Below are 26,456 nucleotides of genomic sequence, written 5' to 3'. Positions count from 1 at the left end.
GTCCTGAATTATTAAAAGATTATCTAGAGGTTTGGTATAAGTTAGAGGGAAGTCCTGATTATCACTTGATGAGTACAGATGCTTATATAGGTTATTGGTGCTGGGAGGCTGCATTGGTAACCAAACTGTACAAGATTGATGACACCATTTATCTTAATCATCCTTATTACCCAAAAGACTTAGTGCACTGGAATGGGGAGTAAGTTAATGGCTGTTAGGGATAAACGTCGAAATATTCAATATTTCGAAGAGTTAGTCGCAGAATTTGAGAGTGAAATGCAGCTTACACAAGATGGATTAGATAATGGAGATTTTACCTCTCCCACCGAGCGAGTTGATGTGGCTCAACAACTCTTTCAGCTAGCAATAATGCGTGCCATTACCCACTACTCTTATGGCACCTCCGTTGATGAACTTGCGCATTATGTCCTCGCCATATTACCGTACCGTCAACAGTTGACTCGCATGCTGGATAAACTACCTTCGCCGCATCAATTCTATCGTATAGACTTTGAGGTATTAGGAGGTGCTGATGAGGCTTGTGGTTCGCCTAATATTAACCGTTATGTTTATGCAGTATGGTGGCTTTCATTGCTTGTTGCCTGTAAAGCGTCTAGTGGTCATATTCAATCAGCACTAGCAGAGATTGGGGAGCAGGGGAAAGATGCGTTATTAGATAATATTGCTATTCGCTTAGGGGATGCTAATCGTGCCGTTTCAAATACTCTTTACTATCCTGATATTTATCAACCCTTACTAGATGCTTTTAGTGTGGACACCTCGGAGCAGCCAGCATTACTCTCGCAGTTCGTTAATCAATGGTACAGTAGTTTAACTGAAGCTGATTGGTATGATAATCATGATTGCGATTGTGAGTTTGAATATACTGATTATTACATTGGGTATTGGAGTTTTGAACATGCTTTAGTTGCTAATCTGCTTGATGTTAGAGATATCCCTGCTCATCCAATGATTGCAGCAGATTTAGTGCCAGCATATAACGGGAACTACTATCCAGATGCAAAAACGTTAACTCGACATGAGTTGTCCGTGTTCACTCTTGAAAATAATCCAACCGTTAAATTTAGGCAGAAATGGCAAGATAACTACTTTGATAGTGCAATGAATTTATGGGAGCAGGTTAGGGGTTGCTTTAAAAATCATGACCAATGTCATTTTACCAGAGATGAACTACTATTTTGCCTCAATTATGATTTTGCCGTGGCTCCTCATAAGGAACAGCCAGTTGATAGCTTAATTTTTTATAAATGGATAATTTCAAATTTAAATAATTTAGGACAAGGGTTAAATTAAATTAAGATTGCCAACCATCCTAGTTGGATATTAATACAACGTTGATCGTTCTATTTGGTACAGAGGTAGATCTACAAAAATAAATTTTTTAATACATTAGTAGTGCTTATTTATTAAATTAACTTTACTACCTGTGTGCTTCAAAAAGATTATATAAAAAGACAAGGATAATACGATGTCATCAATAAAAATAACTCAAGCTGTCGGGCTGGGTAGTGCTAACAATCTAAACGATGTAAAAACAGTACAAACGGCTTTAAATAAATTACTCATACTTATCCCGCCTACAAAATCATTAATTGTTGATGGCCGTTTAGGCTCTAGGCCTGAAAGCTCTAAAACTGTTGCAGCGATAAAGCTATTTCAAAGTAAAATGCTCAACATAGTGCGACCAGACGGTAAAATTGATGCTAATGGTCGAACTCATCGAAAGATGAATGAAAAACTGTTAAGTGTAACGGTGCTTCCTAATATAAATACCTCTTTAAAAATGCCTGTAACTAATGCTTTCTGGATGAAAACAGCCGTTAATGAGGTAGGTGAATCCGAAGTTGCGGGTACTAAAGCAAACCCTCAAATTTTAGAATACTTTAAGGCGTCTAAGTTTTGGGGAACTGATGACAGTGGTGGTCAAAATGCCTGGTGTGGCTCTTTTGTTGCTTGGGTGATGAAACAAAATAATTTTGAACCCGTGAAAAATGCTTTTAGAGCGAAATCGTGGATTGATTTTGGTAAACCCATAACTCAACCTATTTACGGTGCTATAGGCATAAAATCAAGGCAAGGTGGTGGCCACGTAGCGTTTGTTGTAGGGCAAAGCGTTGATGGTCAGTATTTGTTTATGCTCGGAGGTAATCAAAGTAATAGTGTGAACGTTTCTAAGTATAAAAAAGAGGTATGGGATGATTTTGTTGTCCCTTCCAACTTTGATTCATCATCGGCCTCTTTACCTATTTATACTCAAAAGTCATCGATTGCAGGAAGTGAAGCATAATGAAAAAAATAATAGTCATCCTTTTCTTGTTAGTCGGTGTTATACATTCCGCTATAGCTCAAAGCGTCGTTTCATCAGAATTAAACGGTTTTATACAAGCAATCGAAAATGTTCATTATCTTGCTAAAATAAAAGTCACTAAAGTAGAAGTAACGGTCCAAGATGATGGATTAGAAAAGCAGGTTTATTTTGCTGACGTTCTTGATACCTATAAAGGAAAATCTCACAAAAATATAACTTATGAGATGCTTGTCGAGCAAGGTGAAGATGTCGTTTTTAATTCGACTCCTGTTTATATCGCACTGTGTATAAATAGTACAGGAAACTACTACTACTGGCCCGGTACTGGCTCAGAATTCAAACTTTCAACAGCGATTGACTTATGGTTATCTGAAAACAAAAAAAAATTGATAAATATGGACTCTTTCGAAGAATGGTGTAAGTAACCTGAACTCGGGATAACAAAGCTTTTCAAACAGCCCTTTGTCTCGCTAACGGTGTTGAATGAACTTGCAATAGGCCAGCTATTGACGCATTAATTCGCCTTGTTAGCAAAACAAATGGCAAGTTTGAATATTTGAACCCTAATGATTTGATTCTAAGCATTTTACTCCCATTTATTACCCCGAGTTCAGGTTAAGTAGTATTTTGACATGATAAAAATATTTTCATTATCTTTATTCTGTGTGGCTATTTCCGCCAATGCTGCAGATCCACGGTGGGATGATTCAATTGATATAAATGATCCTCACTTAAAGGTTAGTGTTGCAGCTGAACAGTGTCAAAAAAGTTTAATTAATGCTCCCGAGAAGCTTGAACTCTGGTGTGAAAAAGCCATTGGTATGGGGTATTGGAGAGGTTTGGTTCCACTTAGTTTGCACACAGGTAATGGTGTTCGGTTAGTTAAGGAAGCAACAAAAAGAGTCAATGCAAAAGACCCTATGGCTTACTCTACACTGGCTTGGCTATATGAAAGTGGTATGTTTATAGCGCAAGATATTAATCATGCTATTTCACTCCATAAAGAGTTTTTAGCATTGGATGTTGAGCTACCTAAATCGTCAGTTATTGCTGCTCATGAAGAGTTAGCAAAGCTGTATAAAATACAACAGAATTGGCTAGCGGTTAGTGATCACGCCCAGTACGTTTTTGATAATACTACGTTTGAATTTAATAAAGAATATGCTGCTCAATTAATTAAGCTCGCACAAGACAAATTAGTCGAGGAAGGACATTCTAAGCATCAATAAAAACAAACTTATTGATAGGTGTATATGAAGTTTACATTAATTATTTTAACAGTCTTATTACTGACAGTGAGTCATTTTGCAGTTGCTTCTGATTGTATTCAAATAAAAGTGATAAAGCCTATAACAGTTCAATTTAATAATGATGATGTTAAGTCAAAAAAGTTTGATCAAGTTAAACTTTTACATGAAGATAAATCGGGTATTTGCTTACCGACTCTTGATACTTATGTTCTAGCATATGATATGGGTGTTCCGTATATTGCTGTCCGTTTGAAGGGGCATACACCAGACATCACATTAATAAAAAAAGATGAAATAGAGTATTTTTTGATTAAATATCATACTGGAAATAAGCTTCAAGTATTGAAAGGATACCAATATATTGACTCTACTCTAGTTGAAATCCCAAACTTGACGTTAAGTAGTAATTTAAGCGAAATTAATATCGTAAATGGAAGCATTGAAGTTAACAATAGCGAATTTGTTAACGATAAGATGATAAATCAATTGTCGTACTATGATTTTGATTTAACTGGCATACATAAAAAACATTAACAGAATATCCTTGCTAATCACCTCAATAGTTATGCTGTCCAGGGTAACCGTATGAGTTTGTTTTTTATTCACAATAAATGATTACAACACTCATTTACGTCCAATGAGTAATTAAGCGATAACTTACTGAAAAAAATCAGTTTTAACAACATGCTATGAATGTAATGGTTCGCCGTGCAAACAGAATAAGTATGATGTTAAATTGCAGAAGGCATTTGGAAAATATGACAAAAAGTAAATTCTCTAATGCTTTGTGGGTTTTTCCCTTCTTTTTAGTTGCATCATGTAGTGCTTCTCAGCTTGATAAGGCAGAAATTATATTTAAATGCCACGCTGATAAGCCTAAATCGATAGATGTTGTTATTAGTAAAATGGATAATTCGTTTAAATTAGCGCAATTCAATATTGAAAATTCAAAGTTTACTAATGCAGCATTAATTAGTGATATGAGTAAATCGAGCTACCATCGCTCTTTAGTTACAGAGCACAGTATGACTTTCACACTCGGCGACAGTGAAGTTATCGTGAGTGACTACTACAGCGAAGAACTTAATATGATTACTAAAGAAACATCAGTAACAATACAAAAAAATGGTAAAAAAGAATATTGGCTTTGTGATGATTCAAGCTTTAGTCAGTTGGGCTCTATTGAAGATTTCTAGTTAGTTAAAATAGTAGTTATGATGTTTTTATTCGTTGGCCTTAATTCTAAAGGTATAGGTAAACAGTTATACCTTTAGAATTAAACGTCTTAAACCAGACATAACATTAATAAAAAAGACGGAACAGAGTATTTTTTGATTAAATATCATACTAGAAATATGCTTCAAGTATTGAAAAGGTACCAATGTATTGACTCTACTCTAGTTGAAATCCAAACTTTACGTTAAGTAGTAATTTAAGTGAAATCAACATCGCAAATGGAAGCATTGAAGTTAACAATAGCGAATTTGTTAACGATAAGATGATAAATCAATTGTCGTACTATGATTTTTCCCTAACGGGCATACATCAAAAGCATCAAAAAAATATCCCTGCTAATCACCTCAGCGGTTGTGTTGCCAACTAATATGACCGGTTAATGAAAGAGCATGGCGAGATTGAGATACACTATTGTTCGCTAAGATGATATTTCTTACTATCACTGTTGTTGGTAAGTGGTGATTATTTGTCTAGCACCAGTATTAACTCAATAAACTTATCATTATAATATTTTACGCCTAATTTATACCGAAATTAGCCTAAATCAACATCAACATCAACATCATCATCACCATAAACACCATCAATAACACCATCAATAACGTAAAGGAATACTATGCACGATATATTTGGCGAAATTAGACGCGAATTTTACACTCAAACAATCAAGGAGTGGTTAGGTTGGATTGTGGGGACATTTCTGCTTGTCGTGTTGATTAAATGGTTTGCTCAACAATATGACGTTCCTGAATTTGAATTTCATGTCTGGGTTTCAGCAACGCTTTATCTCTGGTATGTCTCGACTATTAGCTTATTAATCGGTAGCACCTACTTTATAGCCCGTAATGCTCAAACCATGTTAGAGAGGCGAGCAACACACCCTCAAAAGCCCGACAGTATTGATTTAACCAATGATTTGGTCAGGGTTAAAAAAATCAAGATTAAAGCCGCGACTATTGCTGTCGTTGCACATCTTATTAATGCCGGTCTTGTTTACTTTGTCACAGGCCACGTGCCTGGCATGACGTCTGAATATCAATTGTATGCTGTGATAGGTGTGTTTGCGATAGCAGCCATTAAACCTGCGATGTTAGCGGTAAATGCGGTTCGAATGGAAATTTTCGGCATGATTGAAGAAGCGGATTACCCACAACAATCTGTTGCTGATTTATGGCGAGTGGTGAATGACTTTAACGATTATGAAGAACGATTAGAAAAAGTATTTGAACGTATTGAAGAGGTTAAGCAGGAGTTTAATAGTCAAAAAGAGATTGCGATTGCTGATATTGTTGAGAAATTAACAGTATATAAGACAGAATTACACGCGGTATTTGATGAAAAAATAACACTTTTCTCATCATCAGATAGCGCAAGAGAAGCAGCTTATCATGCGTTAAAAGAAGCGCAGGCACCACTCAGTAAAGAAGTCTGTAAAATATTAGCGGAACTGCAAAACTTACAAAGCTTTGTGATTGATTTGCGTGATAAAAATATCAAGGGAGAGCAATTGATGTCAGCATTAAAAGAGTTTGGCATTGAGTCATTGGCTGATTTAAATGTGAGCTTTCAAAAATCGATAGTGACACATAATCCTCCCTTACGAAGTGTGCCATCGCCAATAGTAGATGAAGGCATACCTAGCTAAAAACGTCAGATTTTTATAGTTCGATTGAGTGATTATGACGGTGCGTTATAGGTACGCACCTGCTTTAACTATGGCTTAAGTGTTATACCCTATACGATGCGCTTGTCGAAGCTAAGGTCTTGTAATACCCAATTGTTCCCGTTGTTGAAGATGGTACGCTACTACTTAATCACTGTGGTACATCACATTCTCAGTCTTCCTCATTAATTTAAATGCAATTTACACCGGTTTGCCAGCTGATAATAATGCCAATCTAACAGGTTTCTGGATGATTACAATTTGATGTTGAGTTGTCTTTATCAAGTGATACTGTTGTTTTGAGATTAACTGAGAGCAATTTAGAGGGGAGTTATTCTGAATTAGGTTAGCAATCATTACAGGTATTAAACGTTGATTTATTTACTACGATAATAATCAGTCTTATCCAAACTTAGATAACAAAAAAGCGCCTTTCGGCGCTTTTTTAGTTTGGTTAATCAGGTGATTAACGCTTATCAACGCTCACAAAATCACGCGCAGACTCGCCAGTGTATAACTGACGTGGACGGCTGATTTTATGGCCTGGTTGATCTAACATTTCTTTCCAATGTGAAATCCAACCAACAGTACGTGACAGTGCAAATAACACTGTGAACATATCGTTAGGGATACCAATGGCTTTCATGATGATACCAGAGTAGAAATCAACGTTCGGGTATAGCTTCTTAGAGATGAAGTACTCATCTTCAAGGGCAATACGCTCAAGTTCCATTGCTACGTCTAATAATGGGTCAACCACTTTAAGTTCTTTAAGGACTTCATGACAGGTTTCACGCATCACTTTAGCGCGAGGGTCGAAGTTCTTATAAACACGATGGCCAAAGCCCATTAGACGGAATGGATCGTTTTTGTCTTTCGCTTTCGCGATAAACTCAGGAATGCGATCAACACTGCCGATTTCTTCTAACATTTCTAAGCAAGCTTCGTTAGCACCACCATGAGCGGGCCCCCACAACGAAGCAATACCAGCTGCGATACATGCAAATGGATTCGCACCAGAAGAACCTGCTAAACGGACTGTAGATGTAGAGGCATTTTGCTCATGATCAGCATGCAATACAAAAATACGTTCCATTGCTTTTTCAACGACTGGATTAACTTTGTACTCTTCACACGGAGTAGCAAACATCATCGACAGGAAGTTACCCGCATAACTTAAATCGTTACGTGGATAAACAAAAGGTTGTCCCATTGAGTATTTGTAGCACATCGCTGCGATTGTCGGCATTTTCGACACTAGGCGGTAAGCTGCAATTTCACGATGCTTTGGATTATTCACATCAAGAGAGTCTTGATAGAAAGCAGATAATGCACCGGTTACACCACATAGCATAGCCATTGGGTGTGCGTCACGACGGAAGCCTCTGAAGAAGAATGCAATTTGCTCATGTACCATAGTGTGTTCTTTCACTGTGGCAACAAATTGTTCGTAATCAACTTTCGACGGTAATTCACCGTAAAGGAGCAGGTAGCATAAATCTAAATAGGTCGATTCGGTTGCTAGCTGTTCAATTGGGTATCCACGATGCAACAAAATACCTTTATCACCATCGATATAGGTAATTGCTGACTCACAAGATGCAGTAGCTAAAAAGCCTGGATCGAAGGTGAAATAACCTTTCTTCCCAAGTGTGCTAATATCGATTACATCAAAACCTTCAGTACCTTTTTTAATCGGTAGGTCGATTGAATCGTTTCCTGGTAACTCTAATTTGGCTATATTATCAGCCATACCCCGTTCTCCTTACGTCATTCTTATCTATGAGTGCGGCATGTTAAGCGGACATTACTGTACAGTGAATGTGGATCACAGATCAATTTAAATAAGCGTTTAAATTTGTTAGACCATGGTATATGTCAGCTGAAAACCGCTCTGCGCTTGCATTAGAATAAAAAATCAATAAAAAAACTTATTTTGCATAATGTGAGGTTTGTATTTGACAATTCCCACGAGTATACTTGCCTGCGTCCCTAAGGGAGACCAACGTCACAGTTTAGGAATGATGAATTTACGAACTAAATAGTGATTTCTCAACTGATTAAGATGTGTGAGTAGTCTGTTTTTTTGTTTAATACTGTTATGCCGAATGTCGACATTGTCCATTAAGCAAAAAAATAGACACATAACAAAAACAATGCTCAATGGAGCTGAGTGAGCAGAACGTGAAAAAGCAAAGACCTGTCCATCTAGACCTGCAGACGATAAGCTTTCCTGCGACAGCTATCGCGTCAATCCTACACCGCATTTCCGGTGTCATCATGCTATTTGCTATTGGTATCCTTCTTTGGTTGTTAAATTCAACTTTAACATCAGCAGAAGGTTTCGCTAGCGTACAATCCTTGTTCGATGGTTTCGTGATGAAGTTCATCCTCTGGGGAATTCTTACCGCGTTGGGTTATCACTTATTAGGTGGCATTCGCCATTTAGTGATGGATACCGGTCGTTGGGAAGAGTTAACTTCGGGTACAGCATCAGCTAAAGCTACGTTTGCTTTAGCAGCGGTTTTATCAGTAATAGCGGGGATTTGGGTATGGTAACAAACGCAGCAAGTTTTGGACGCAGTGGTGTTCATGACTATATTCTATTACGCGCAAGCGCAGTGATTCTCGCTTGTTATACTGTCTTCTTAGTTGGCTTTATCGCGTGTAGTGCCCCGTTAACATTCGAGATTTGGAATGGCTTATTTAGTTCACTTCCAATGAAAGTATTTACCCTTATAACGTTAGTTGCTTTGCTTATCCATGCGTGGATTGGTGTATGGCAAGTATTGACTGATTATGTCAAAAATACAGCGTTACGCGGTGTATTACAGTTTACCTTTGTATTGATTGCTTTTAGTTATTTAGCGTCAGGCATCGTAATAGTGTGGGGTGTTTAAGTGAGTATTCCAGTACGCGAATTTGATGTAATCGTAATCGGTGCCGGCGGCGCGGGTATGCGTGCGGCATTACAGATTTCTAAAGAAGGTAAGAGCTGTGCGCTTTTATCTAAAGTGTTCCCGACTCGTTCTCATACCGTTTCTGCTCAAGGTGGTATCACCGTAGCATTAGGTAATGCGCACGAAGATCATTGGGAACAACACATGTACGACACGGTTAAAGGTTCTGATTTTATCGGTGACCAAGAAGCCATTGAGTTTATGTGTCAAACCGGTCCAGAAGCAATTATCGAACTTGAGCAAATGGGTCTACCGTTTTCTCGTTTCGAAAATGGCACAATTTATCAGCGTCCTTTCGGCGGCCAGTCTCGTAACTTCGGTGGTGAGCAAGCCGCTCGTACTGCTGCAGCAGCAGACCGTACTGGTCATGCGTTGCTTCATTGCCTTTACCAACAAAACGTCAAGCATAAAACAGATGTGTATTCTGAATGGTATGCATTAGATCTCGTTAAAAACGAAGATGGCGTTATTGTGGGTTGTACTGCGATTGAAATTGAAACAGGCGAGATTGTTTATTTCAAAGCCAAAGCAACTATTTTAGCCACTGGCGGTGCAGGGCGTATTTACGCTTCAACCACTAATGCGCACATTAACACTGGCGACGGTGTTGGTATGGCTGCTCGTGCAGGCGTTCAGTTACAAGACATGGAAATGTGGCAGTTCCACCCTACGGGTATTGCTGGTGCAGGTGTTTTAGTTACTGAAGGTTGTCGTGGTGAAGGTGGATACCTATTAAACAAAGATGGCGAGCGTTTCATGGAACGTTATGCGCCAAACGCGAAAGATTTAGCATCACGTGACGTGGTTGCACGTTCAATGATGACTGAAATTCGTGAAGGCCGTGGTTTAGACGGTCCTTTAGGTCCGCATTGTTTACTAAAGCTTGATCATTTAGGTAAAGAAACCCTTGAAGCTCGTCTTCCTGGTGTATGTGAATTGTCTCGTACCTTTGCTCACATTGATCCAGCCGATGGTCCAATTCCAGTGTTGCCAACTTGTCACTATATGATGGGCGGTTTACCGACTAAAGTGAGTGGTCAAGTTATTCGTATGAATGATGATGGCACTGAACAAGATGTATTAGGTTTATTTGCTGTGGGTGAGATTGCTTGTGTATCTGTACATGGTGCAAACCGCTTAGGTGGTAACTCACTGCTGGATTTAGTGGTATTTGGTCGTGCTGCTGGTCAGCATTTAGGTAAAGCATTAGATGCGACACCTGATCCAAAACCTGCTTCAGACGTAGAAATTAATGCATCACTTGCTCGTCTTAATCGTTGGGAAAGCAACAAAGACGGTGAAGAGCCTGCGGTTATCCGTAAAGACCTTCAATTGTGTATGCAGTTAAATTTCTCTGTTTTCCGCAGTGGAGATGCCATGGCTGAAGGTTTAGAACAGCTACAAGCAATTCAAAAGCGTCTTGAAAATGCTAAGTTATCTGATAATTCGACAGAATTTAATACTCAACGTATTGAATGTTTAGAGTTAGATAATTTAATGGCTACAGCGCTAGCAACGGCTTATGCAGCTAACTTCCGTACTGAAAGCCGTGGTGCGCATTCTCGTGAAGATTACTTAGATCGTGATGATGATAATTGGTTATGTCATAGTTTGTATAACCCAGTCACTCAAGGTATGAGCAAACGTGATGTCAACATGACACCTAAATTACGTGAAGCGTTTCCACCCGTAAAACGTACCTATTAGGCAGGAGTTGCAAAAGATGAAATTAACATTTGCATTGTATCGTTATAATCCTGATGTAGATACCAAGCCTTATATGAAGGATTACACCCTTGAAGTGCCTGATGGCACTGACATGATGGTGTTAGATGCGTTAATTAAACTGAAAGAACAAGACTCAACGCTTGCGTTCCGTCGCTCATGCCGTGAAGGTGTGTGTGGTTCTGACGGTGTAAACATGAATGGTAAAAACGGATTAGCGTGTATCACGCCATTATCGACCTTTAAAGGGAAGAAAATTGAAATCCGTCCTTTACCAGGCATGCCAGTAGTTCGTGATTTGGTTGTTGACCTTACTCAGTTCTACAAGCAATACGAAAAAATTAAGCCTTATCTGATTAATGACGAACAGGCTCCAGCTCGTGAACATTTACAATCACCTGAAGAGCGTGCTCATTTAGATGGTTTATATGAATGTATCATGTGTGCATGTTGTTCAACTGCTTGTCCATCTTTCTGGTGGAACCCTGATAAGTTTATCGGACCAAGCGGTTTATTACATGCTTATCGTTTCTTAATTGACAGTCGTGATACGGCCACAGAAGAGCGTTTATCTGAACTAGATGATGCTTACAGTGTGTTCCGTTGTCATGGCATCATGAACTGTGTTGATGTTTGTCCAAAAGGATTAAACCCAACTAAAGCGATTGGTCACATTAAGTCAATGCTGCTTAAGCGAGCTGTTTAATGCACGAAGTTGAGCAAAATAATGTAGATTATTAAGTTCTAATAAGAGTCATCTTCAATCTTGGGGATGGCTCTTTTGTGCGTTATAAGTAAGACCTTCTGCTATTATCTTTTAGCTTATTGAAGATAATGTCAGTCTACGTGTGAAGTAACTTCGTTACTCACTGTTATGTTTATGGCTAGCACGTGTATCAAGTTTGAAAGGAATAACAATGCACCAAGGCATCATGAAAGCCTGGCTCGAGTCGTCACATTTAAATGGTTCGAACTCGTCCTACGTAGAAGAGATGTATGAATCCTATCAAGAAGATCCGCAATCAGTTTCGTCTGATTGGCAGCTTGTTTTTGATAATCTTCCTCCCGTTGAAGGTGCCTCTGTCGAAGTACCGGAAACTGCCCACTCTAAAGTTCGTGACTATTTCCGCAGTTTAGCCCTAGAAAGTCGCTCTAAAGGCGCTGCTCGCGTCAGCGACCCTGAGCTAGATGCGAAGCAAGTTAAAGTTCTGCAGTTAATTAACGCTCACCGTTTTCGTGGCCATCAAAATGCCAATCTAGACCCATTAGGGTTATGGAAGCGTGAAGCTGTTCAAGAGTTAGATCCTGCTTATCACGGGTTAAATGCTGAAGATATGCAACGTGAGTTTAATACGGGTTCATTCGCTTTAGGCGGTGAAACCATGAAACTTGCTGATATCATTCATGCCCTTAAAAGTACTTATTGTGCTTCTATCGGTGCTGAATACATGCATATTACTGACACCGATGAAAAGCGTTGGATACAACAACGTCTTGAACCGACATTAGGTAAAGCCAAATACGATAATGCAGTTAAAAAACGTATTCTTGAAGGCTTGAATGCGGCTGAAGGTATTGAAAAATATCTTGGTGCTAAGTTCCCTGGTGCTAAACGTTTCTCGTTAGAAGGTGGCGATGCACTTGTTCCGATGATGCGTGAAATCATTTATCGCGCAGGTGAAGCTGGCACGAAAGAAATCGTAGTGGGTATGGCTCACCGCGGTCGCTTGAATTTGCTTATTAACGTGCTAGGTAAGCGTCCTGCTGAATTGTTTGACGAGTTTGCCGGTAAGCATGCTGATACTCATGGCTCAGGTGACGTTAAATATCACCAAGGTTTCTCATCAGATTTTGAAACGCCAGGTGGCAATGTCCATTTAGCGTTAGCCTTTAACCCATCTCACTTAGAGATCGTTAATCCAGTGGTTATTGGTTCTGTTCGTGCTCGTCAAGATCGTCGTGGTTGTAAAGACGGCCTGCAAGTGATGCCTATTACCATTCATGGTGACTCAGCCATTACCGGTCAAGGCATTGTGCAAGAGACATTTAACATGTCTCAAACACGTGGCTTTACGGTTGGCGGTAGTATTCGTATTGTCGTCAACAACCAGGTGGGCTTTACCACATCTAACCATGCTGACGTGCGCTCTACAGAATACTGTACCGATATCGCGAAGATGGTTCAGGCGCCCATTTTCCATGTGAATTCAGATGATCCAGAAGCTGTAGCGTTTATTTCTCAGCTGGCTGTAGATTATCGTAATGAGTTTAAACGTGATGTGGTGATTGATTTAGTTTGTTATCGCCGCCATGGCCATAACGAAGCGGATGAGCCTAGTGCAACGCAGCCGCTAATGTATGCCAAAATCAAAAAACACCCAACTCCACGTAAAATATACGCTGACAAATTAATTGCTGAAAACAGCATTCCTGCTGATGAAGTGACCGGGCTGATTAACCATTACCGTGATGCGTTAGATGCGGGTGATTGTGTGGTTAAAGAATGGCGTCCTATGACGTTGCATACTGTTGACTGGACACCGTATTTAAATCGCGAATGGGATGAAGATTACGCAGGTTCAATGTCGATGGAACGCTTACAGAATTTAGCCAACAAGTTGGTTGATATTCCACAAAGCCATACATTACAGTCTCGCGTTGCTAAAATTTGTGCCGATCGAGCTTCAATGGCATCAGGTGAGAAATTATTAGACTGGGGTTTTGCTGAAACCTTAGCTTATGCTTCTATCCTTGAAGACAAAAAGCGCGTTCGCATTACCGGTCAAGATTCTGGTCGCGGCACGTTCTTCCATCGTCATGCGGTTTTGCATAACCAAAACGACGGAACGACCTATTTACCTTTGCGTAATGTGGCTGACGAACAAGGGCCAATTGATATTACAGACTCAGTTTTGTCTGAAGCATCAGTACTTGCATTTGAATACGGTTACGCAACAGCAGAACCTGGTGGATTAACCATTTGGGAAGCGCAGTTTGGCGACTTTGTTAACTGTGCCCAAGTGGTTATTGACCAATTCTTATCATCTGGTGAGCAAAAGTGGGGCCGTTTATGTGGTCTAACAATGTTATTGCCTCATGGTTATGAAGGTCAGGGTCCAGAGCATTCAAGTGCGCGTTTAGAGCGTTTCTTACAACTTTGTGCTAACCACAATATGCAGGTATGTGTGCCATCAACACCGGCACAGGTTTACCACATGTTGCGTCGCCAAGTTGTACGTCCTATGCGTCGTCCATTGGTTGTGATGTCACCTAAATCTTTATTGCGTCACCCGTTAGCGGTATCAAGTTTAGAAGAACTTGCTGAAGGCACTTTCCAAAATATTATTGGCGAGATTGATACTTTAGACGCAAGCAAGGTTGATCGCGTTGTATTTTGTAGTGGTAAAGTGTATTTCGAGCTTCTTGAAAAACGTCGCAAAGAAAACATCACTAATGTTGCCATTATTCGTGTTGAGCAGCTATACCCATTCCCTGATGTGGAAATGCGTGCAGCATTAGAAACATATCAACATGTTAAAGATTTTGTATGGTGTCAGGAAGAGCCGCAAAACCAAGGTGCATGGTACTGTAGCCAGCATCACTTCTGGGCTAACATTCCTGCAGGTGCTCAACTAACTTATGCCGGTCGTGAAGCGTCAGCTGCACCAGCATGTGGTTATCCATCACTGCATGTACACCAGCAAGAATCATTAGTTAATAGCGCATTAAAACTGTCGTAATAGATAATTTATATAAAGGGAAGCTTTCCATGAGTATCGAAATTAAGGTACCCGTATTACCAGAATCAGTTGCTGATGCAACAATTGCTACTTGGCATGTAAAACCTGGTGAGGCGGTCACTCGCGATCAAAACTTAGTTGATATCGAGACTGATAAAGTTGTGTTAGAAGTGGTAGCACCAGAAGACGGTTCAATTTCTGAGTTGTTATTCCAAGAAGGCGACACAGTTTTAGGCGAGCAAGTGATTGCTAAGTTTGTTGCTGGTGTTGTTTCTGGTCAAGAAGTGACTAAAGCTGAAGCTCAAGCTCCTGCTAGTGACGCGGCAAGTGATGAGTCTAGTGACGCATTAAGCCCATCTGTACGTCGTTTAATTGCAGAGCATAATCTTGATGCTGCAAAGATTAAAGGCACTGGTGTTGGTGGACGTATCACTAAAGAAGACGTTGAAGCATTTGCTAAATCAGCACCAGCTAGCAAACCTGCTGCAGTAGCGGCACCGGTTGCACCGTTAGAAGGTCGTAGCGAGAAACGTGTTCCAATGTCTCGTCTTCGTAAAACGATTGCAAAACGTCTTTTAGAAGCGAAAAATTCAACGGCTATGCTAACTACGTTTAACGAAGTTAACATGAAGCCAATCATGGATATTCGTAAGCAGTACCAAGACATTTTCGAAAAACGCCATGGTATTCGTTTAGGCTTTATGTCTTTCTATATCAAAGCTGTGACAGAAGCGCTAAAACGTTTCCCAGAAGTGAATGCCTCTATTGATGGTGATGACATTGTTTATCACAACTATTTTGACATCAGCATTGCCGTATCAACACCTCGCGGATTGGTAACACCAGTTCTGCGTGATACCGATACCATGAACTTAGCTGAAATCGAAAAAGCGGTACGTGAATTAGCCATTAAAGGCCGTGACGGAAAACTTTCTGTTGCAGACATGACTGGCGGTAACTTCACTGTGACTAACGGTGGTGTTTTCGGCTCACTAATGTCTACACCAATTTTGAACCTGCCACAAAGCGCAATCTTAGGCATGCATGCCATTAAAGATCGCCCAATGGCAGTCAATGGTCAGGTTGAAATCCTGCCTATGATGTACCTAGCACTCTCTTACGACCACCGTATTGTTGATGGTCGTGAGTCAGTTGGCTTCTTAGTCGCAATTAAAGACTTCTTAGAAGATCCAACTCGTCTGCTACTTGATCTATAAGTTAGTAGATAAACCCTCGTCGCTGGCTCATGGTGAGCCAGTTGGATTTGATTAGAAGTATATGGATAGATCATCATGAATTTGCATGAGTATCAGGCAAAATCTTTATTTGCCGAATATGGTTTACCAGTCTCTGAAGGCTTTGCATGTGATACTGCTCAAGAAGCAGTAGAAGCGGCTGGCCACATTGGCGGAAACTTATGGGTTGTTAAGTGTCAAGTACACGCAGGCGGCCGTGGTAAAGCGGGTGGCGTTAAAGTGACCGGCAATAAAGACGAAATCAGAGCATTCGCTGAAAACTGGTTAGGTAAGAACTTAGTAACGTACCAGACTGACGCTAAAGGTCAGCCAGTTGCTAAAATTCTAGTTGAAAGCTGTACTGACATCGCTAACGAATTGTACCTAGGTGCAGTGGTTGACCGTAGCACACGTCGCGTTGTGTTTATGGCATCAACAGAAGGTGGTGTTGATATTGAAACTGTGGCTGAACATACGCCAGAGCTTATCCACACAGCTATCATTGATCCGTTAACTGGTCCTCAAGCTTTCCAAGCTCGTGATCTTGGCTTTAAGTTAGGTTTAAACCCAACTCAAATGAAGCAGTTCACTAAGATCTTTATGGGTCTTGCGAACATGTTTAACGACCATGATTTTGCGTTATTAGAAATCAACCCACTTGTTATCACAACTGAAGGCAACCTTCACTGTTTAGATGGCAAAATTGGTATTGATGGCAACGCATTATTCCGTCAGCCAAAAATCAAAGCGATGCACGATCCATCACAAGATGACGCTCGTGAAGCGCACGCTGCTAAATTTGAATTAAACTATGTTGCTTTAGACGGTAACGTAGGTTGTATGGTTAACGGTGCTGGCCTAGCAATGGGCACAATGGACATCGTAAACCTACACGGCGGCAAGCCTGCTAACTTCTTAGACGTTGGCGGTGGAGCAACGAAAGAACGTGTAGCTGAAGCCTTTAAGATCATTCTTTCTGACAGCAATGTTAAAGCGGTATTGGTTAACATCTTCGGTGGTATCGTACGTTGCGATATGATCGCTGAAGGTATTATCGGTGCGGTTAAAGAAGTTGGCGTTAAAGTGCCAGTCGTTGTACGTCTTGAAGGTACTAACGCCGAATTAGGTCGTGAAGTATTGGCAAAATCTGGTCTTGATATCATCGCGGCTACAAGTCTAACTGACGCGGCTGAGCAAGTTGTTAAAGCTGCGGAGGGCAAATAATGTCTGTTTTAATTAACAAAGATACCAAGGTAATCTGTCAAGGTTTCACTGGTGGTCAGGGTACTTTCCACTCTGAACAGGCGATTGCTTATGGCACGCAAATGGTTGGTGGTGTTTCTCCTGGTAAAGGTGGTCAAACTCACCTAGGTCTTCCAGTGTTTAACACTGTTAAAGACGCTGTAGCAGCAACAGGTGCAACTGCAACTGTTATCTACGTACCAGCACCATTTTGTAAAGACGCTATCCTTGAAGCAATCGATGCTGGCCTAGAGCTAATCGTTTGTATCACTGAAGGCATCCCTACACTTGATATGCTACAAGTGAAAGTGAAGCTAGAAGAAACTGGCGTTCGCATGATCGGTCCAAACTGCCCAGGTGTTATCACTCCTGGTGAATGTAAGATTGGTATTATGCCTGGTCACATTCACTTACCTGGAAAAGTCGGTATTGTTTCTCGTTCTGGTACATTAACGTACGAAGCGGTTAAGCAAACGACTGATGAAGGTTTCGGCCAATCTACTTGTGTAGGTATCGGTGGCGACCCAATTCCTGGTACTAACTTCATCGACGTATTGGAAATGTTCCAAAACGATCCACAGACTGAAGCGATTGTTATGATCGGTGAAATCGGTGGTAATGCTGAAGAAGAAGCGGCTGCTTATATCAAAGCACACGTAACTAAGCCAGTTGTATCTTACATTGCTGGTGTTACTGCACCAGAAGGTAAGCGCATGGGCCATGCTGGCGCAATTATCGCTGGCGGTAAAGGTACTGCTGAAGACAAGTTTGCTGCTCTTGAAGCTGCAGGCGTGACCACTGTTCGCTCTTTAGCTGACATTGGTAAAGCTTTACGTACTCGTACTGGTTGGTAATTTATTACCCAGTTTAAAAAGGCGCCTCGGCGCCTTTTTTATTGCCTTTGAGATAGGTTTTTATCGATGCCCATCATCAGTATTATTTTTCCGATTATGTTTATGGTTGCACTAGGTTATGGACTCACTCGAGCCGGCTTTTTTAGCAAAGAACATATAGCAGGGATCAGTAAATTTACTTTTTATGTCAGCATACCCGCTTTTTTATTTATCAATATGTTGGCCGCACCATTAGCACAAAGTATTGATCCACTTTCTTTATTCGCTTTTTATATCCCCGTGTTGGCAGTGTTTGCCATTGGTTACCTTATTAATCGATATTTGGCGGCTAAAACACTGCAACGCAGCGATGCCAGTGCCGTTTTTGCATTAGGCTGCAGTTATTCTAATACTGTGATTGTCGGTTTGCCGGTGATTACCGCGGCATTAGGTAAAGCAATGATTGGGTCAATATTTATGATCATTACTTTCCACAGTGCATTTCTATTTGCGTTAACATTTGCCTTGGCCGCTCGCGCTCAGCAGCAAGGTTTTTCGTGGCGCCATTTTATACGCTCCATGGTATTAAATCCGGTTGTGCTAAGTATTAGTCTTGGCATTGTAGCCAATGGCTTGAGCCTTAATTTAGGCGAACAACTTAATGATGGGCTCGCGTTATTAGCCAAGCCTGCATTGGCCTGCGCATTATTTGTTTTAGGCGCTAATCTGAGTTTTTATCGGATAGGCGATAACTGGCGTTTTGCCTTGATAGCAAGTGGGTTAAAAGTATTATTATTACCCGCTTTAGTTTATGTGATGGCGGCTATCATGTTTGAGTTACCTGCGCAAAACACCATGATGTTAGTGTTATTAAGTGCTTCACCGTTAGGCGTAAATGCCTACCTTATTGCGACTGAGATTAAGCAACATCAAGCAACATCAAGCAACATTAGGCAGCACGGTAGTGTTATCGACTTTGTTATCGGTATTAAGCTTTAGCTTATGGTTGACGTGGTTGGTTTAGCAGAAGTAATACCAATTCCACTAATTATCTGGTCATTCAGCGGGAATTCTGTGCCTTATAGGCAAGTAATAGGATTGTAGGCATAGTTGTTCTACGTCAAAATGCTATTAAGCAGCATAGAAGGCACAGAAACCTGCCTTGCAGGAGACACTCAGACTGTCCATTTCTTTGTTGCATTGTCTTAGAAGGAAATAGCCATTATTTCAACAATGCGCCTCAAACTGAACAATCTGAGTGACTCTGATTGGTCACATAATTAATGGAAATGGTATAATACCAATACATGAATTTCAGATAATAAAAAACCAGCAACAATGCTGGTTTTTTTACGACACAAACCGACTATTCGTCAGCGTGATCACATGTGTCGTTAGTGCAGTGACCATAAAGATACAAACTATGGTGCGTCAGCTTAATATTATGTCTCATTGCGATTTCGTCTTGACGGCGTTCAATGACATCGTCAGAAAACTCAATCACTTTATCACAGGTTAAACAAACCAAATGGTCGTGATGTTGCTGTGTCGACATTTCAAACACGGCTTTACCATTTTCAAAATGATGACGATTTAAAATACCGGCATCATCAAACTGGTTTAAGACTCGGTATACAGTAGCGAGGCCAATTTCTTCGCCAATTTCGAGGAGTTTTTTATATAAATCTTCAGCACTGATATGTTGGTTACCTGGGTCTTGCATCAGTTCTAGAATTTTAACTCGCGGCAGGGTTATTTTTAATCCGGCTTTTTTGAGCGCTTGATTTCCATCTGTCATTGCTAATCTCTTGATTGCAGAACCCATCGGTTCATCGGTGGATAATCTGACCATTATATGTCTTGAAGATAAAAACATAAACCTCTTAACACGGTTAATCAACTTATATGCAGATTATTTAGTAAAACAGCCACAAATGTTGATAATATTTGCGTTAAATCACTAAAAACTATTTAATAAACTTACTTATACTAAGGGATTATTGCACTCTATAAGCGATAAGATAAGATGGCGTTAACAGATAAAAACATCACTTAAGTGAAACTATTGCTAGCTGTTTATCATGATAAGATGTCATAAAGTGTTACTGTTACATTAGCAATAATAGTGTCATAACAATAATAAGGGACTTAACATGTACCGGCAAATTGTGGTACTGACCGGCGCGGGGATTTCAGCTGAGTCAGGGATTAAAACCTTTAGAGATCAACATGGCCTGTGGGAGGAACACCATATTGAAGATGTTGCCACTCCAGAGGGTTATGCTCGTGACATTGATTTAGTCGAGCGTTTTTATAATACTCGCTGGCAGCAACTGCATGGTGGAGATGTTGAGCCCAACGCTGCCCATGCTGCGCTTGCAAAACTTGAAGATGAATTTGATGGTGATCTCCTAGTTATCACCCAAAATGTCGACGATCTGCATGAACGTGCCGGTTCACGCCGCTTGTTACACATGCATGGTGAGCTATCAAAAGGACGATGCCCGCAATCTTTACAAACGTTTATATTGCGTGAGCCTTTTGGTGTCGATAATTGCTGTACTTGTTGTATTCCTGCGCGGCGATTACGCCCACATATTGTGTGGTTTGGTGAAATGCCGTTTGGCATGGACAGAATTCACGATGCCTTAGACCGTTGCGATTTGTTTATTGCCATCGGGACATCGGGAACCGTTTATCCGGCAGCGGGTTTTGTTGATTCAGCCAACCATCATGGTGCTCAAACGGTTGAAGTAAACCTTATTGCTGCAGACCGACATAGCCAATTTCAATATCATTTAACGGGTAATGCAGGCGAAATTGTACCGCAATTAGTTGAACAGATTTTAGCGGGTAAGGTGATTGGTAGTGACACAGCCGATGAATAAGGAGACTGTCGTTACGAATCATCCTAACGTAGCCATTATTATGCGAGGGTTACCAGGCAGCGGTAAATCTTATTGGGTGGAGCAATACATTAATGCGTTAGGCATTGAACAGTCTTTTCACATTAGGCAGTATGGCTATTTTTCCACCGATGATTATTTTATGCATAATGGCGAATACACGTTCAATCTGCAAAAATTGGCACAATATCATCAAGCTAATTTAACTGCATTTATTAATGCGATGTACCATGGTGAACCTGTGGTTATTTGCGACAATACTAATGTCGCTAAATGGGAGTTTATGGCTTACGAAGCAGCGGCAAGGGCATTAGGGTATCAGGTGAGGGTCGTCTTAGTCGGTCAACCCAAAGATGCACAGCATCAACAATTATGTGCCGAGCGAAATCGTCATCAGGTGCCGTTAGCTCATATTCAGAAAATGGGGCACTTATTTGAAATAGAATAAGTTTTCTGAGGTAATAAAAAAGGCGCTGTTAGCGCCTTTTTTGGGTTTTAGCGTCAGGATTACTGAGCGACAGGGGTTGTTAAGTCAATGCTATAGATAGCAAAGCCAGCAACTACATCAGCCGTTAATGGTAATTTAACCATTTTACGTTGTTGCTTTTCAGTCACAAACTTATCAGCAACTTCACTGTCTTGAGTTTCAAAACGAATGTCTAATGCCACTGTAGCATTGTCGATTGTTTTAAAGTCCCAGTTGTAATCTGCAGATGGGTCAACCATAGCATCATATCCGCCGGTAGCATTAGGTTGTGATTGTTCAGTGATATAAGCAGACAATGCATCACGGTTAGTATCAGGCAGTTCAAGCACCACGTGATCAGAACCCGTACCCGCAAACGATCCACCAAAAGCACGGTAGTTATTTGATGCCACAACAAATGACATTGCAGCTAATTCGTCACCGGTAATCACAGTGCCGTCTGGCGCAGTGTACGCTAAGTCAACAATACGATTGGCATCAGCATTAACAACTGCGCAGTTACGGTCAAACTTACTTGGCTGAGTGACGTCAATTTTGTACGTTAAGCCATCGATAACATCGAAGTTATACGTTGGGTGGCCTGCACGGTTAATCAAGTTTTGTGGTGTACTGACTGTTGGGTCAATTTGGTTAAATTGGTTGGCTGAACATTCAAGCCAATCTTTTAACTCAGCACCGGTCGCTTTAACAGCAACCATGGTATTTGGGTATAAATACAAGTCTGCAGCGTTTTTGTAAGACAGATCGCCAGCATCAACTTGTACGTATTGGCTTGCATCACCTTCAGCATAACGTCCACCGGCTTTAAATGGCGCAGATGCAGATAGGATAGGTAAGTCTTTCAAATCATCAGTGATTAATGCTTTAACGCGTGCAATTTGTGCATTTGATACAATTTGAACGGTTGGATCATCTTGTACTAAGGTTAAGAAGCTGTACATGTCAGCCGCTGCAACACCAATAGGTTGGCTGACATATTCGATAGTGCCATTATGTTCAACTTCAATCGCATCGCGTAAGCTTGCTTCGCCAGTGACTAATTCAACTTTATTAGCATTGTCGTAAATAGGACGCGCTTTTGCTGTTGATTCCTCATGAATAACAGTCCATTTACCTTCTACTTGACGTACGACTAAATCAACCACACCTAGGTTATCACCCCAACGTCCTGGCATTACTGCTGGTACGCCGTTTAATAAGCCTTTAGTGACATCGGTGTTTGGTAAATCGCTATAGGTTGCAGAAGGGAACACAGAGTGGCTGTGACCAAAGAAAATAGCATCGATACCATCAACGTTCGTTAATGCATATGTTGCGTTTTCTGCCCATGGATCGCCAGGGTTTTCGCTTGAACCAATACCAGAGTGCGGAATCGCTAAAATAATATCAGCGCCTTCAGCTTTCATTTGTGGCACAAATTTATTGGCCGCTTGAACAATACCTAATACTTCAACTTTACCGTCTAAGTTTGCTTTGTCCCATTGTAAAATCTGTGGTGGAACAAAACCGATATAACCAATTTTAATGGTTTGCTCATTACCGTCTACGTCAGTAACGACTTTCTCTTTGATGATATAAGGCGTGAACATGTTTTCATTAAATAATACATCATCCCAACAACCGTCTTTGTCAGCACAAATAACGTTAGCATTAATATAAGGGAAGTTTGCACCGTCTATTGATTGCTCTAGGAATGATAAACCATAGTTAAATTCGTGGTTACCGATATTACCGACTTCATAGTCAAGCGTATTCATCGCCTTGTAAACAGGGTGAGTATCGGTAAGCATGCTGCTTTCAGTTTTGAATTTATTGGCAATATAGTCGCCCATAGGGCTGCCTTGTAATAAATCGCCGTTATCAACCAATACTGAGTTGGTGACTTCAGCACGTGCGGCATTGATTAAGCTAGCGGTACGCACTAAACCAATGGTTTTATCTTCTTTACCAGAGTAATAGTTGTAATCCATCATATTGGTGTGTAAATCAGTGGTTTCCATTACGCGCAGTTTAATGTCTGCAGCCACTGTATCTTTATTATCGTTATTATCTGAATTACAACCGCCTAGCCCCATTGCGCCAGCGATAACAACAGCAAGTACTTTTTTATTTAACATAATTATCTCTCTGTTTATTTGACCCCGGGGCATAATTTGTCATGTGCCCCTAACGTAGCGTTAACATCGTTTACCTATTTTGATAATAAAATGAAAACACGCCCGTGATTATAAGCATAATTAATGAATAAATTGTGATGAAACACTAAATTAAATTGATTAATAAGTGAGAACGCTCAAATGTTAAGCGTAATTGGTGATAAATTAATTTTTAACTGAGTCGATTAATGAAGTCAAATATTAACAATATGAAAGGTGTGTTTAATATTCATAGTTTTATATGAATGAGTTTTGTTGTCATTGATTAAATCAGTATTGTCGATGCGTTGAATATATATTCATTATTTTTGTTATTACATTCGCAATGATATTATTTTCATTGCGAATGTAATTCTGGCTGTTGTTATCAATGTAGTGTTAATGATCTTATTACTTTAAAAAGCCTCTACTGCGTAATAAGGGGTCTATTCCTGCTTCTTTGCCCCTAAATTGTCGATATAATTTCATCGGATCTTCACTCCCTCCTTTTGAGAGTATATTGTCGCGGAATTTTTGTGCTGTCATTGGATCAAAAATACCGTTTTCTTTAAAGGCTTCAAAAGCATCAGCGCCTAAGATATCTGACCACAAATAGCTGTAATAACCGGCAGAATATCTACCTGAAAAAATATGAGAGAAATAAGAACTACGATATCGAGGGCTGACTTCATTGATTAAATGCATTTTTTTCAATGAAGCAGCTTCAAATTCCGCTGCGTCACGAATTTGATTATTTTCAAGCGAATGCCAATCAAGATCTAAATAGGCAGCGGCCATATACTCAACGGTATAGAACCCTTGGTTGAATTGACTTGCCGCTTGAATTTTCTTTATCAAAGATTGCGGGATCACTTCATTGGTTTGATAATGCCTGGCAAATTGCGCTAATACTTCAGGTTGAGTCATCCAATTTTCCATCACTTGTGAAGGAAACTCAGCATAATCCCGTGGTACAGCGGTGCCAGATTGTGAACGATAAGTCACATCAGACAACATACCATGCAGAGCATGACCAAATTCATGGAAGAGGGTACTCGCTTGGGCAAAGGTTAATAGTGCTGGTTCTTTACCCGCTGGACGTGGGAAGTTTAAAACATTCACGACGATTGGCATGGATTCTACACCATTCATCTTATATTGCTGACGATACACGTTCATCCATGCACCGCTGCGTTTACTTTGACGAACAAAATAATCGCCCATAAATATTGCCAGTAAGCTGCCGTCTTTATCGTACACCTCCCAGGTTCGCACATCTGGATGATATTTCGGTAAGTCATCACGCTCAATTAAGGTGATGCCGTATAAACGATTAGCAGTATAGAATACGCCTTTTATGGTGTTTTCCAGTGAAAAGTAAGGTTTAGTTTGTTGTTCGTTAAAACTATATTTAGCGACACGGATCTTGTCAGAGTAATACCACCAATCCCATGGTTGTATCGTGATATTAGCCCCCTGGGTATCGACTAAAGCCTGCATGTCATTGACTTCACTTTTTGCTTTGCTTAGCGCAGCTGGCCAAATTTTATCAAGTAAGTGATAAACATGTTCAGGTGTTTGTGCAGTACGTTCTTCGAGGACAAAATGGGCATAACTCTTGTAACCCATAAGCTCAGCGAGTTCGGATCGTAATGCGGCAATTTTGGCTAAAACAATTTTATTGTCATGTTTATTATCTTTATTTGCTTTTGATATGTAAGCATTAAATATCGTTTCACGTAATTGACGATTATCGGCATAGGTTAAAAATGGTGTTATGGAAGAGCGGTTTGTCGTGAATACCCATTTTCCAGGATAGCCTAGACGAGTTGCTTTACGTGCTGCAATATCGATAACATCTTGTGGCAAACCAGATAACTGTTCTGATTTTTCGATAACAAGTTCAAAATCATTAGTTTCTGCAAGTAAATTATTAGCGAAAATAAGATTTAGCTTACTGATTTTTTCATTCAACTCTCTTAACGTGTTTTTGTCTTCAACTGATAAGTTGGCTCCTCCTCGAGTAAAAGCGAGGTAAGTGTCACGTAGAAGTTTAGTTTGTGCGGTATTAAGCGATAAATTATCGCGTAACGCATAAACCGCTTTGACTCGTTGAAACAACAAATCATTAAGATAAATATCATCTTTAGATGCCGATAATTTCGGGGCTATCTGTTTAGATATTTTTTGTAGTTCATAACTTGTGTCAGCACTGGTTAAGTTAAAAAAAACGTGTGTCACCTTTGACAGTAAATCTCCAGAGAACTCTATCGCCTCAATGGTATTGGCGAAAGTAGGGGGTTGTGGGTTATTGGCAATGGATGTGATTTGCTGGTGTAACTCTGCTATGCCTGCTTCAAATGCGGGTAAATAATCTTCTGAGGTTATGTTGGTGTAGTCAGGTATTTGGTAGGGGGTGTCATAAGGTTTAAAAAAAGGATTGTTTATGTCTTGTTGTATTATTTGTTCTGCGCTTAACTGAACGTCTGTTAACGTTGCCTGAGAAGGTGACGTTGAGCATGCATTTAGAGCTAAGACAATGGCCATACTGGAAAAAAACGGCTTAAGCGATAATCCCTTCATATGATATCCTTTTCGATTATTACTTGAAACATGAGTAATAAAATGTCGCTCATTTAATCACTCTATTTCAAAGCGTAGGTTATTTTTGAACCCGTATTGTACCTATGTGGATGTAAATATTATTATAGCGAA

The 26,456-nt window shown here is 40.2% G+C and carries 22 protein-coding genes and 1 pseudogene; 19 read left to right on the top strand and 4 right to left on the bottom strand.

Going from position 1 to position 26,456, the window contains the following annotated elements; translation table 11 throughout:
• The 8 genes from AC19MV_RS07050 to AC19MV_RS07015 all read left to right on the top strand — a co-directional run.
• Nucleotides 1-203: PoNe immunity protein domain-containing protein (locus AC19MV_RS07050; RefSeq protein WP_498306623.1), on the top strand; the 203-nt coding region annotated here is incomplete at its 5' end.
• A 4-nt stretch (nt 204-207) separates the two neighbouring features.
• Nucleotides 208-1,314 (top strand): PoNe immunity protein domain-containing protein, encoded by a 1,107-nt coding sequence (locus AC19MV_RS07045; RefSeq protein ID WP_498306621.1) that lies wholly within the window; start codon nt 208-210, stop codon nt 1,312-1,314.
• A gap of 175 nt (nt 1,315-1,489) precedes the next feature.
• A complete protein-coding gene (locus AC19MV_RS07040; RefSeq protein ID WP_498306619.1) occupies nt 1,490-2,308 on the top strand; it encodes a TIGR02594 family protein in 819 nt (272 codons plus the stop codon).
• Nucleotides 2,308-2,754, top strand: coding sequence for a hypothetical protein (locus AC19MV_RS07035; protein WP_498306617.1), 447 nt, complete (start codon nt 2,308-2,310; stop codon nt 2,752-2,754). Before AC19MV_RS07040 ends, AC19MV_RS07035 begins: the two co-directional genes overlap by 1 nt.
• A 207-nt stretch (nt 2,755-2,961) precedes the next feature.
• Entirely contained in the window at nt 2,962-3,558 is a 597-nt protein-coding gene (locus tag AC19MV_RS07030; RefSeq protein WP_498306615.1) for a hypothetical protein, read from the top strand.
• A gap of 24 nt (nt 3,559-3,582) precedes the next feature.
• Nucleotides 3,583-4,113 (top strand): hypothetical protein, encoded by a 531-nt coding sequence (locus AC19MV_RS07025; RefSeq protein ID WP_498306613.1) that lies wholly within the window; start codon nt 3,583-3,585, stop codon nt 4,111-4,113.
• A gap of 224 nt (nt 4,114-4,337) precedes the next feature.
• Nucleotides 4,338-4,775 (top strand): hypothetical protein, encoded by a 438-nt coding sequence (locus AC19MV_RS07020; protein WP_498306611.1) that lies wholly within the window; start codon nt 4,338-4,340, stop codon nt 4,773-4,775.
• Nucleotides 4,776-5,431: 656 nt separating this feature from the next.
• On the top strand, nt 5,432-6,460 hold the full coding sequence (locus AC19MV_RS07015; RefSeq protein WP_498306609.1) for a hypothetical protein: 1,029 nt from the start codon (nt 5,432-5,434) through the stop codon (nt 6,458-6,460).
• A 484-nt stretch (nt 6,461-6,944) separates the two neighbouring features.
• Here the strand turns inward: AC19MV_RS07015 and AC19MV_RS07010 are convergent, their stop codons facing one another.
• Complete coding sequence (locus tag AC19MV_RS07010; protein WP_432404740.1) at nt 6,945-8,231, bottom strand: citrate synthase; 1,287 nt, start codon at nt 8,229-8,231, stop codon at nt 6,945-6,947.
• Between the two features lie 410 nt (nt 8,232-8,641).
• On the opposite strand from AC19MV_RS07010, the gene sdhC reads away from it, so the two are divergent.
• The 9 genes and pseudogenes from sdhC to AC19MV_RS06965 all read left to right on the top strand — a co-directional run bounded on the left by sdhC (nt 8,642) and on the right by AC19MV_RS06965 (nt 19,237).
• Nucleotides 8,642-9,037, top strand: a complete 396-nt coding sequence (sdhC, locus tag AC19MV_RS07005) for a succinate dehydrogenase cytochrome b556 subunit (protein ID WP_498306607.1) — start codon at nt 8,642-8,644, stop codon at nt 9,035-9,037.
• Nucleotides 9,031-9,378 carry a succinate dehydrogenase, hydrophobic membrane anchor protein gene (gene sdhD / locus AC19MV_RS07000; RefSeq protein ID WP_432404746.1) on the top strand — a complete coding sequence of 116 codons (348 nt, stop codon included), beginning with the start codon at nt 9,031-9,033 and terminating at the stop codon, nt 9,376-9,378. The genes sdhC and sdhD overlap by 7 nt, the downstream gene beginning before the upstream one ends.
• Entirely contained in the window at nt 9,379-11,145 is a 1,767-nt protein-coding gene (gene sdhA, locus AC19MV_RS06995; protein ID WP_432404749.1) for a succinate dehydrogenase flavoprotein subunit, read from the top strand. It begins immediately after the preceding gene.
• Between the two features lie 16 nt (nt 11,146-11,161).
• Nucleotides 11,162-11,869 carry a succinate dehydrogenase iron-sulfur subunit gene (locus tag AC19MV_RS06990; protein ID WP_011637799.1) on the top strand — a complete coding sequence of 236 codons (708 nt, stop codon included), beginning with the start codon at nt 11,162-11,164 and terminating at the stop codon, nt 11,867-11,869.
• Between the two features lie 211 nt (nt 11,870-12,080).
• Nucleotides 12,081-14,903: a 2-oxoglutarate dehydrogenase E1 component gene (gene sucA, locus AC19MV_RS06985; protein ID WP_432404752.1), complete on the top strand. Its 2,823-nt coding sequence runs from the start codon at nt 12,081-12,083 to the stop codon at nt 14,901-14,903.
• A gap of 29 nt (nt 14,904-14,932) precedes the next feature.
• Nucleotides 14,933-16,120 carry a 2-oxoglutarate dehydrogenase complex dihydrolipoyllysine-residue succinyltransferase gene (gene odhB, locus AC19MV_RS06980; RefSeq protein WP_432404755.1) on the top strand — a complete coding sequence of 396 codons (1,188 nt, stop codon included), beginning with the start codon at nt 14,933-14,935 and terminating at the stop codon, nt 16,118-16,120.
• Nucleotides 16,121-16,195: 75 nt separating this feature from the next.
• Nucleotides 16,196-17,362, top strand: coding sequence for an ADP-forming succinate--CoA ligase subunit beta (gene sucC, locus AC19MV_RS06975; protein ID WP_011637796.1), 1,167 nt, complete (start codon nt 16,196-16,198; stop codon nt 17,360-17,362).
• Complete coding sequence (gene sucD / locus AC19MV_RS06970; protein ID WP_432404758.1) at nt 17,362-18,234, top strand: succinate--CoA ligase subunit alpha; 873 nt, start codon at nt 17,362-17,364, stop codon at nt 18,232-18,234. The genes sucC and sucD overlap by 1 nt, the downstream gene beginning before the upstream one ends.
• 66 nt (nt 18,235-18,300) lie before the next feature.
• Nucleotides 18,301-19,237: pseudogene (locus tag AC19MV_RS06965) on the top strand (AEC family transporter).
• Nucleotides 19,238-19,579: 342 nt separating this feature from the next.
• Here AC19MV_RS06965 and fur read toward each other — a convergent pair.
• Nucleotides 19,580-20,011: a ferric iron uptake transcriptional regulator gene (fur, locus tag AC19MV_RS06960; RefSeq protein ID WP_432404764.1), complete on the bottom strand. Its 432-nt coding sequence runs from the start codon at nt 20,009-20,011 to the stop codon at nt 19,580-19,582.
• A 355-nt stretch (nt 20,012-20,366) separates the two neighbouring features.
• On the opposite strand from fur, the gene cobB reads away from it, so the two are divergent.
• Nucleotides 20,367-21,101, top strand: a complete 735-nt coding sequence (cobB, locus tag AC19MV_RS06955; protein ID WP_498306605.1) for a Sir2 family NAD+-dependent deacetylase — start codon at nt 20,367-20,369, stop codon at nt 21,099-21,101.
• Nucleotides 21,094-21,567: an ATP-binding protein gene (locus AC19MV_RS06950; protein WP_498306603.1), complete on the top strand. Its 474-nt coding sequence runs from the start codon at nt 21,094-21,096 to the stop codon at nt 21,565-21,567. The genes cobB and AC19MV_RS06950 overlap by 8 nt, the downstream gene beginning before the upstream one ends.
• Before the next feature lie 59 nt (nt 21,568-21,626).
• On the opposite strand, the gene AC19MV_RS06945 is transcribed toward AC19MV_RS06950, so the two are convergent.
• Together AC19MV_RS06945 and AC19MV_RS06940 are read right to left on the bottom strand one after the other, a co-directional pair.
• Nucleotides 21,627-23,723 (bottom strand): bifunctional 2',3'-cyclic-nucleotide 2'-phosphodiesterase/3'-nucleotidase, encoded by a 2,097-nt coding sequence (locus AC19MV_RS06945; RefSeq protein ID WP_498306602.1) that lies wholly within the window; start codon nt 23,721-23,723, stop codon nt 21,627-21,629.
• Nucleotides 23,724-24,152: 429 nt separating this feature from the next.
• The gene (locus tag AC19MV_RS06940) at nt 24,153-26,324 is read right to left on the bottom strand and encodes a M3 family metallopeptidase (RefSeq protein ID WP_498306601.1); all 2,172 of its coding nucleotides are present in this window, start codon (nt 26,322-26,324) and stop codon (nt 24,153-24,155) included.
• Nucleotides 26,325-26,456 lie beyond the last annotated feature (132 nt).

Source organism: Shewanella sp. MF05913 (assembly GCF_059758095.1).
Note: the sequence above shows the minus strand (reverse complement) of the source record. Positions and strands in the feature narration are given on the sequence as shown.